The following is a 1,145-nucleotide window of genomic DNA, read 5'->3' as shown; positions in this document are numbered from 1 at the left end:
GCTGGCGCGATGTCGTCGAGCAGCGGATTGCGGCCCTGGAACCATGCCTGGATGACGGACGCGGTGTCGTTCTCGCTGAGCAGCGTGGCTGCCTGGTAGGCCACACGAAGACGTTCGATGACCTCGTCCGGAGGTGCGCTCTCGTCAGCAGAGTCCGCCCAGGCTCGCACGGTTCGCGTGTCTGCGACGGAACTCAGGTAGGCGACGAGCTTCGTGCCGAGCAGCTCGCACAGGCTCTGGACGAGTTTGGAACTACGGACGACGTTGAGGCCAGGACTCGCGCCGGGGAATGCCGCCGCTGACTCGAACAGCGGCTCGCTGCGGCTGCGGACGGCCCGGCGAAAAGCCGCAGTGGCGGTCTCGTACGCGGCGGTGTTGAGCCGGGAGAGAGGGATGCTGTCGTGGTCGTAGGTGCGCCACATCATCCCAGTCACGAAGACCCAGAGGTGGCTGGGCGGGACGCTGAACGCGGTACGCGGGCCACGCTGGCTTCTCCACACCAGATCGGTCCCGCGCGGCGAGAGGGCGATGGTGTCTCCTCGCTCGTCGCTGTGCTCGCGGTCGGCCGGCAGGAAGCTCATGGTCGCCAGTGGCTCGATGCCGCGGTGCAGGAGGTCGCTGAAGTCGTTCTCGGACCCGGTGATCGGTTGAAGGTCGTGGGTGAGGAAGCGGAGGACGGCGTCGGCTCGGTCGAGGCCGGCGAGGATGTCGTCGGGTTCGGTGACGCGTACCCAGTGCTGGAGGATCTCGACGAAGATCGCGGCCTCCTCGGTGTGGTGTGCGCCGTAGACGCGTTCGCGTACGGCGCCGCCGGGCCCGGGGATGCGGGCGGTGAACGCAAAGTCGCCGAACGGGCCGGGCGTGGTGAAGTCGAGAGTGACGCTGATGCCATCGGGCTGCGGGACGACCAAGACGGGCTGCGTCGTCCGAGGCTCGGCCGAGCTGTCGGGGTCGTCATCGGTCGGCATGTCGCCCTCGTCTCCGCGGGTGTCTCGACTGCACCGTTCCCGGGCTGTTGGTCGTCTGCTCATGGTGGCCCGATCGGGTGCCCTGGTCCGGGTTCTCCACAGACGTGGGATCTGTGGGGAGCCGGATGACGCGAAGCTGGACGGCGATGCAGATGGCGTCCTGATCGTCGGCGAAGC

At 68.0% G+C, this 1,145-nt stretch carries 1 pseudogene; it reads right to left on the bottom strand.

The features are described 5' to 3' along the window. Window positions 1–968: pseudogene (locus ACOADB_RS11415) on the bottom strand (hypothetical protein); the annotation flags it as partial. Between the last annotated feature and the right edge of the window lie 177 nt (window positions 969–1,145).

It is taken from the genome of Nocardioides sp. CPCC 206348 (genome assembly GCF_048654705.1).
Taxonomy (GTDB): Bacteria; Actinomycetota; Actinomycetes; order Propionibacteriales; family Nocardioidaceae; genus Nocardioides.
This window is presented reverse-complemented; position numbering and strand designations above follow the sequence as displayed.